General features: G+C 46.1%; 1 protein-coding gene. It reads right to left on the reverse strand.

Going from position 1 to position 462, the window contains the following annotated elements:
- A partial coding sequence (locus I6F37_RS39225; protein ID WP_225154260.1) for a glycosyltransferase family 2 protein occupies positions 1-462 on the reverse strand: 462 nt, incomplete at both ends.

The following is a 462-nucleotide window of genomic DNA, read 5'->3' on the forward strand; positions in this document are numbered from 1 at the left end:
AACCATTACAATGGTCGCATCCAAAAAGGGTAAGCCAATCCATTTTACAAAAGTTACCAGGGCACTTAGCCCGGCCCGTAACCAGATGGCCACCTGTATAAGCCAGCGAAAGACGATGGCCTTACTTCCTCCATAGTGTTTTTGGACAAATAAATTCATAGCCTGGTAAAATAACCGCACATAATTCAGGCTTCCTTTTTTGGTGCTTTCGCCTTTAAAGTGGATGATGCGGCTACCGGCAAAATACCAGTTTTGCCAGCCGCTCTTTTGTATGCGGTAACTCAGGTCAATGTCTTCGCCATACATAAAAAACTGTTCATCAAAAGCGCCGGTTTGTTCCAGTGCCGTCCTTCGTACCATCATAAATGCACCAGCCAGCACATCTACCTCGCTGTTATTATTTTCGGGCAGGTGGCCTAAATGATAGCGGGCAAACAACCGGGATGTTGGAAACAGCAATGC

Origin of the sequence: Bradyrhizobium sp. NBAIM08 (assembly GCF_020193935.1) — a bacterium.
Classification (GTDB): domain Bacteria; phylum Pseudomonadota; class Alphaproteobacteria; order Rhizobiales; family Xanthobacteraceae; genus Bradyrhizobium; species Bradyrhizobium yuanmingense.